This window comes from Rhodovulum sp. PH10 (assembly GCF_000293785.1).
Lineage (GTDB): Bacteria > Pseudomonadota > Alphaproteobacteria > Rhizobiales > Xanthobacteraceae > Rhodoplanes.
In genome coordinates, this window is sequence record NZ_AKZI01000160.1 from 1 (window position 1) to 7665 (window position 7665).

Below are 7665 nucleotides of genomic sequence, written 5' to 3' on the forward strand. Positions count from 1 at the left end.
ACTGGTGGCCGAAACCCATCACTCGGAACTGATCACCCGAATCCGGTATCACTCGGTGCGGCCGAACTGGCAGCCCTCGTGCGCGTAGACCCAGTGCTCGACGCCGTAGCGGTCGGGCGGCGAGAGTTTCGGCTCGCAGAAGGCGAGCCAGGCGCGATGGCGGGCATCCTTGCCGTCGCGCTTGGCGGTGTCGCCCGGCTCTGCTGCGGCGCGCACCAGCATCGGCGAGGCCGCGCCTGCGGTCCCCGCGGACCCCGCGGTGCTCTCGTCGCTCCCGTTCGGCCGCACCGGCACATAGACCGTGCTCGATCGCGCCCGCTGGCCTTGGCGGGAGGTCTCGCGGGGCGTGCTGGTGTGGCTCGTAGCACGGTGCGTCGACGACGACCAGAAATGCAGCTTCAGCCGTTTCGCAGAAGCGGGGCCCGGCAGGGCGACGAGCCCGACCGCGACGGCGACAGCGAGTGCGGCACGCGAACGAGGCATGATCGTCCTCCCTCTGTTCTGGCGGTATCGTGCCAGTGGAGAGGGAGGGCGCGAAGTGCAACCTTCGGTCTGGGTGAACGAAGGGTTGACCCGATCACGTCCGGCTGCCGGAGCCCTCCGCCTCGCCCTCCGCTTCCGCGTCCTTCTGCCGCTGCTGCGGCTGCTCGCCGTCGCGCGGCTTGCGGTCGCGCACCAGGAGGCGGAAGAACAGCGGCACGAACAGGATCGCCAAAAAGGTCGCGGCCAGCATGCCGCCGATGACGCCGGTGCCGATCGAGTGGCGGCTCGCCGAGCCCGCCCCCGAGGCGATCGCCAGCGGCACCACGCCGAGCACGAAGGCGAGCGAGGTCATCACGATCGGCCGGAAGCGCAGCCGCGCGCCCTCCACCGCCGCGTCGAACGCCGAGCGCCCGGCGCGCTGCTGCTCGGCGGCGAACTCGACGATCAGGATGGCGTTCTTGGCGGCGAGGCCGATCAGCGTGACGAGGCCGACCTGGAAATAGACGTCGTTCTCGATGCCGCGCAGCCAGATCGCGAGGATCGCGCCGAACACCGCGAACGGCACCGCGGTGACCACCGCGAGCGGCAGCGTCCACCGCTCGTACTGCGCGGCGAGGATCAGGAAGACCATCAACAGGCCGAACAGGAAGCCCTGCGAGCCGGTGCCGGCGGTCTGGATCTCCTGATAGGCCGAGCCGGTCCAGCCGATCGTGTAGTCGCTCGACAGCGTGCTCGCGACGACCTCGCGGATCGCCTCGATCGCCTGGCCCGAGGAGTAGCCGGGCGCGGGGTTCGCCTGCACGCGGGCGGCCGGGAAGACGTTGAAGCGATCGACCACGTCCGGCCCGAGGGTACGCTCGACCGACACCAGCGCATCGAGCGGCACCATCGTGCCGTTCTGCGAGCGCACGAACACGTGGCGCAGGTCGTCCGGCGTCTCGCGGAACTCGGCCTCCGACGACAGCGTGACGCGGAAGGTGCGGCCGTACAGCGTGAAGTCGTTGACGTAGAGGCTGCCGAACGACGACTGCATGGTGTCGAACAGCGAGGCGATCGGCACGCCGAGCGCCTTCGCCTTGTCGCGGTCGACATCGACGCGGTATTGCGGGACGTCGGTCGAGAAGGTGGTGCGCACGCCGCTCAGCTCGGGCCGCCGGTTGGCCGCCTCCACCACCTTCTGCACCGCCTGCTGCAGGCTTTCGAGGCTGCCGCCGGAGCGATCCTGCAGGAAGAACTCGAGGCCGCCGGTGGTCGAGATGCCCTGAATGGCGGGCGGGTTGAAGCCGATCACCACGCCGTCGCGGAACCGCGCATTGAGCGCCGCGAAGCTGTTGGCGAGGACGCGCGCGTCGAGCTTCGGATCGGTGCGCTCCGACCAGTCCTTCAGCGAGACGAACGAGACGCCGGAATTGGTCTTCTGGGCGCCGGAAAGGAAGTCGTAGCCGGTCAGCGTGACGATGTCGGCGACCGCTGGATTCTCCATCACCCCCTTGCTCACCTCGTCGGTCACCTTCTGGGTGCGGTCGAGCGCGGCGGCCGGCGGCAGCTGGGTGACGAGGAAGACGTAGCCCTGGTCCTCGGCCGGCACCAGCGCGCCCGGTACCCGCTGAAACAGCATCCAGGTCGCCCCGAGCATCACCGCGATCAGCGCGGCGGCCAGCAGCGCGCGGCGCAGGAAGAAGCGCACGCCCTCGGTGTAGCCGCGGGTGACGGCGTCGAACCCGCGGTTGAACCAGCGGAACGGCGCCCACGGCTCGCGGTGCTCGGGCTTCAGAAACACCGCGCACAGCGCCGGCGTCAGCGTCAGCGCGACCATGCCGGAGATCACCACCGACACCGCGATCGTCACCGCGAACTGGCGGTAGAGCTCGCCGGCGAGCCCGCCGAGGAACGACACCGGCACGAACACCGCGCACAGCACCAGCACGATGGCGATCACCGGGCCGGACACCTCCTGCATCGCCTTGACGGCGGCCTGGTAGGGCGTCTTGTGCTCGGCCGACATGATGCGCTCGACGTTCTCGAGCACGACGATGGCGTCGTCCACCACGATGCCGATCGCCAGAATCAGTCCGAACAGCGTGAACAGGTTGATCGAGAAGCCGAGCAGATACATGCCGGCGAAGGTGCCGACGATCGACACCGGCACCGCGAGCACCGGGATCAGCGTCGCCCGCCAGTTCTGCAGGAACAGGAAGACCACCGCCACCACCAGCAGGATCGCCTCGGCGAAGGTTTTCGCCACCTCCTCGACGGAGGCCTCGATGAAGCGGGTGGTGTTGAACGGGATGGCGTAGGAGAGCCCGTCGGGGAAACGCTGCGACAGCCGCTCCATCGTGTCGCGCACCGCGGTCGCGACCTGCAGTGCGTTGGCGCCGGGCTGGAGATAGACGCCGATCGGCACCGCCGGGGCGCCGTTCAGCGTCGCGATGGTGGCGTAGTTCTGCGAGCCGAGCTCGACGCGCGCGACGTCCTTCACGCGCAGCGCGGCGCCGTCCGATGTCGAGCGCAGAATGATGTTCTCGAACTGGCGCGGATCGGCGAGCCGCCCCTGGGTCGTCACCGAGTAGGTGAAGGCCTGCGGGTCCTTCATCGGCTCCTCGCCGAACCGGCCGGCGGCGAACTGCGAGTTCTGCTCGCGGATCGCGGCGGCGATGTCGCTCGGCGTCAGGCCGTATTGCGCGACCTTGTCGGGCCGCAGCCAGATGCGCATCGAATAGTCGGAGGCGCCGAACAGCGAGGCGTCGCCGACGCCGGGCGTACGGCGCAGCTCGTCGATCACGTTGATCAGCGCGTAATTGGAGATGAAGATGGTGTCGTAGCGCCGGTTGGGCGACGACATCGTCACCACCTGCAGGATCGAGCTCGACCGCTTGGCGACCGTGACGCCCTGGCGGCGCACCTCCTCGGGCAGCAGCACGGTGGCGCGCTGCACGCGGTTGTTGACGTTGATGGTCGCCTGGTCGGGATCGGTGCCGATCTCGAACGACACCGAGATGCGCAGCGTGCCCGAGCCGGTGGCGGTCGAGCGCATGTAGATCATGTTCTCGACGCCGTTGATCTGCTGCTCGAGCGGCGCGGCGACCGTCTCGGCGATGGTCTCCGCGGTGGCGCCCGGATAGGTCGCCGACACCACCACCTCCGGCGGCACGATCTGCGGATACTGCTCGATCGGCAGGACGCGCATCGCGACGAGGCCGGCGATCACGATGACGATCGAGATCACCGAGGCGAACACCGGCCGGTCGATGAAGAACTTGGAGATCACTGGCGGGCCTCGTCGCCGGAGGAGCGTTCGTTGCCGCTGGCGGAGGAGGGCGGCGCCGCATCCGGCTTCGCCCCCGGCGCCCCGGCGGGTGCACCGGCGGGCGCACCGGCGGGCGCACCGGTCGGCGCGCTACTCCCGGGCGAGCCTCCGGGCGTCCCCATCGTCCGCCGGCCGATCGAGGTGCCGGGCTCGGCGCCGGCGTCCTTGCCGACCGCCGCTTTCGCCGCCGCGTCGGTCTTGCCGCTCTCCGGGCCGGGCTCGGCCGGCACCGGCCGCACCGGCTGGCCGGGTTTCACCCGGATGATGCCGTCGACCACCACGCGCTCGCCCGGTTGGAGCCCGGACCGCACGATCCAGCCGTTCTCCACCTGCTCGGCGATCCGGATCGGCCGCTGCTCGGCGACGTTCGAGTCGTTGACCACATAGACGAACGCCCCCTGCGGCCCCTGCGACACCGCGCGTGTCGGCACCACCAGAGCGTCCGGCACCGTCACCCCGCGGATCACCACGCGGACGAACTGGCCGGGCAGCAAGAGGCCGTCCGGATTGGGGAACATCGCGCGGGCCTGGATGGTGCCGGTCTGCGCATCGACCCGTCGTGCCGCCTGGTCGATCCGGCCGACGTGCGGATAGGTTGTTCCATCGCCGTAATGCAGCTCGACCGAGATGTCCTTGTCCGAGATCGGCGTCGCGCGCCGCGCGTTGAGCTCGCGAAAATCCTGCGCCTCCTTCTCGGTGAAGGAGAAGTTCACATAGGCCGGGTCGAGCGGGGTGATGGTGGTGAGCAGGGTCTGCTGCGCCTGGATCAGCGTGCCGATCGCCGGCGACTGCAGCGAGGTGACGCCGCTCACCGGCGCCTTGACGACCGTGTAGTCGAGATTGAGCCGCGCCGCCTCCACCTCCGCCTCGGCAAGCTTCACCGCGGCGCGGGCCTGGTCGCGCTGGGCGGTGGCCTGGTCGAGCTGCTGCTCGGACGACACCTGGCGTCGCACCAGCTCGGCGGTGCGCTTGTAGTTCTCCTCGGCCTGGGTGAGCGACGCCTGGGCCTGGGCGAGCTGCGCCTTCGCGCGGTCGAGCGCCACCTGGTAGGTCGCCGGGTCGATCCGGAACAGCACCTGGTCGGCCTGGACCTGGCCGCCCTCCTCGTATTCGCGGCTGAGCAGCAGGCCGCCGACCCGCGGCCGCACCTCGACGTCGCGGAAGCTCGCGACCCGGCCGGAATACTCGCCCGGCAGCTCGACCTCCTGTGGCGTCACCGTGATCACGCCGACCTGTGGTGGCGGTTGCTGTCGTCCACCCGGGCCGCCGCCCGCTGCCCCACCTCGACCGCCGGCTTTTTGTTGCTGCTGCGACGATCCGCCGATCCAGGCCTGCAGCGGCCCGAGACCCTCCGGTCCGCGGATCCAGACATAGAGACCGGCGGCCACGATCAGAAGGACCACCACGACGAGTGCGACGACGAGCCGACGATTCAAAGGTTCATCCCGATGTGAGGGCGGACGTTCGCCCGCCTGCGATTGTCGCCGGCGTTCGAACGGGGAAGGGAACGCCGGAGGATGGACATGGTGCCCGAGCCGTGTGCCCGAGCCGTGTGCCCGGACCGTGACCGGACGCCGCAGCGCCGCGGCGGCTCACCGATCGAGGCTCCGATCGGGGCACCGGCGGTCGTATATAGGGTCCGCCTCCGGCTCGTGCGACCCGGCGCGGCGTTCGCCGTCGTCGTCGGGCTCGGTCTGCTGCAGGGCAGCCACGGTGACCCGCGCCAGATCGTGCCGATCGGTCGGCTCGTCGAACTCGGGCACCAGGCGGCGCACGATCTCGAGGTGGCGGGTGAGGGCGGCCGTCTGCTCCTCGGTGCGGGCGACCGCGACCAGGTCGCCGAGGCGCCGCGCGAGCTGCATCAGCAGGGCCGGGTTGTCCTCGGCCGACTGGCGAATCTGGATGAAGGCGGCGTCGACCAGGCCGTTGTAGGTCGAGACGTCGGCGATCACCCGCACGGTGCCGCCGGCGTCGAGATACTCGGCGGGGGGTGGCGCGCGTCGTCCGAGCCGCTCGATCGCGCCGGCCAGCCGGTCGACCACGGTGATCGCGGTGAAGGTGTCGTTCATGCTCGGCGACAGCGCCCGCAGCGCGATCTCCACCAGCTGTCGCACGGCGTATTCGAGGTCCTGGTCGGGCGTGCGGTCGGCGCCGATCACGAACGCCGCGCGAACGGCGTCGTCGAACGTCTCCGGCGGCGCGGTCGGCGCCAGCACGCCGATGCAGGCGCGGCCGCGCACCACGTAATGGCCGGCCCTGATCCGCACGGTGAGCAGCGCATCGTGCCGCGCCGCGAGCTTGCACAGCGCGGCATAGTCGATCATCTGCACGTAGCCGCTGACGTCGAGCGCCAGCGTGCGCTCGACCGCGCCGCTCGGCAGCGGCCCGCCGATGGTCGGCGGCCGCCCCTCCGGGGTCTTCTCGATCGCGTGCTCGAGGTTGCGCGCCACCACGTCGATCATGGTGTCGGAGATGATCGAGCGGGCGAGCTTGTGGATGTAGAACAACAGCGCCAGCAGGCAGACGACCACCAGCACGCTGGCGAGCGTGATGGCGACGTGCGGCACGTGGTCGGGGCCGAGCTCGCTGTCGATGCTGCGCAGCACGATGAGCGTGTAGAGAATGGTGGCGACGAACAGGCCGATCACGCTCTGAATCTGGCGGTCGCCGATGAAGGTCCAGATCAGTCGCGGCCCGAGCTGGCCGGCGGCGAGCGACAGCACCACCATGGTGATCGACACCACGAGCGAGGTCATGGTGATCATGCCGGACAGCAGCGTCGACAAAAGGTCGCGCGCGGTCGAGGCGTCGCCGCTGAACACCCACCACTGGTCCCGCAGCGGCGCGAGGGCGATCTGGAGGTTCGAGAACAGCATCACGTAGGCGATGATCGCCGCCACCCCGCCCATCAGCGCGGGGATCATCCACAGGCTGGTGCGCAGCCAGGCGAGCATCGTCCACAAGCGGGTCACGTCGGTGCAGCTCTCCATGCGCGCCGCGACGGCGCCGGGACCTCGGCCGGGGTCGCGACCGTTTTTCAGTTTTCCAGCCGGGCGTCGGCACGGCCCGACGCAGCGCCCCCGACGGAGGTAATGCGCGGCCGCATCGCCGGTTCCGTCGCGGCCGGACGACCGCCCGCCGCGTCGTGCGACAAGGGGCCTCGCGACATGGCGGCCGACATGCACGCGATAGGAGTTCGCGCGGTAGCGGACCGGCCGCGGTCGCGCGCCCGGAACGGCGGGCCGGCCGCACGCATCACCCTGTGTCTCGACGATACGGCCTCGTCCGCTCGCGAGTCGATACCCGAACGTTCAGCAACCCGAGACGATCCCGCAGGAGACCACGATGCGACTTTTGACGATGACCGCAGCGGTGCTCGCGATGAGCGTGCTGCCGGCGGCCGCTCAGTCCGGCTCCCAACATCAGGGCGCCCAGAATCAGGGGACCCAGCTCCGCAGCGGCTCGTCCGCGCAGAGCGGCACCACCGGCGCTTCCGGCACGTCCGGCGCCTCCGCCCAGGGCGACACGATGAAGTGGCGTGCGATGTCGCAGGACAAGGTGCGCAAGACCCTGCAGGACGCCGGCTTCCAGAACGTCCAGGTAGTCGACGCCGCCTATTTGGTGCACGCCCGCACGAAGGACGGCGACACCGTGGTGATGTACATCAATCCGCCCGAGACGCTGAGCGGCGGCAGCTCCTCGACCACCGGTGCAAGCTCCGGCTCGTCGCTCGGCTCGTCGACCGGCGGCTCGGGCTCGTCGTCGGCCGGCACCGGCGCGTCCGGCTCCAAGTGAGGCGCGGCGCGCGCGGCACGAAGTGATGCCAGCGGCGGGAAACTATGACCTCATCCTGAGGGTCGCCGAAGGCGACGTCT

The 7665-nt window shown here is 70.1% G+C and carries 5 protein-coding genes; 1 reads left to right on the forward strand and 4 read right to left on the reverse strand.

Annotated elements, in window-relative coordinates; all coding sequences use genetic code 11:
• Positions 1 to 48 precede the first annotated feature (48 nt).
• The 4 genes from A33M_RS24260 to A33M_RS20255 form a co-directional block, all read right to left on the reverse strand.
• Positions 49 to 483 (reverse strand): hypothetical protein, encoded by a 435-nt coding sequence (locus tag A33M_RS24260; RefSeq protein ID WP_157223591.1) that lies wholly within the window; start codon positions 481 to 483, stop codon positions 49 to 51.
• Between the two features lie 94 nt (positions 484 to 577).
• Entirely contained in the window at positions 578 to 3751 is a 3174-nt protein-coding gene (locus tag A33M_RS20245) for an efflux RND transporter permease subunit (RefSeq protein WP_008391310.1), read from the reverse strand.
• On the reverse strand, positions 3748 to 5226 hold the full coding sequence (locus tag A33M_RS20250; RefSeq protein ID WP_008391312.1) for an efflux RND transporter periplasmic adaptor subunit: 1479 nt from the start codon (positions 5224 to 5226) through the stop codon (positions 3748 to 3750). Before A33M_RS20250 ends, A33M_RS20245 begins: the two co-directional genes overlap by 4 nt.
• Before the next feature lie 156 nt (positions 5227 to 5382).
• Entirely contained in the window at positions 5383 to 6780 is a 1398-nt protein-coding gene (locus A33M_RS20255) for a DUF2254 domain-containing protein (protein ID WP_052027148.1), read from the reverse strand.
• Between the two features lie 355 nt (positions 6781 to 7135).
• Between A33M_RS20255 and A33M_RS20260 the strand changes: the two genes are divergently transcribed.
• Positions 7136 to 7585, forward strand: coding sequence for a hypothetical protein (locus A33M_RS20260; protein ID WP_008391318.1), 450 nt, complete (start codon positions 7136 to 7138; stop codon positions 7583 to 7585).
• Positions 7586 to 7665 lie beyond the last annotated feature (80 nt).

Coding starts and splice junctions, on each gene's coding strand:
- A33M_RS20260 (WP_008391318.1), top strand. CDS start 7,136: ATGCGACTTTTGACGATGACCGCAGCGGTGCTCGCGATGAGCGTGCTG.
- A33M_RS24260 (WP_157223591.1), bottom strand. CDS start 483: ATGCCTCGTTCGCGTGCCGCACTCGCTGTCGCCGTCGCGGTCGGGCTC.
- A33M_RS20255 (WP_052027148.1), bottom strand. CDS start 6,780: ATGGAGAGCTGCACCGACGTGACCCGCTTGTGGACGATGCTCGCCTGG.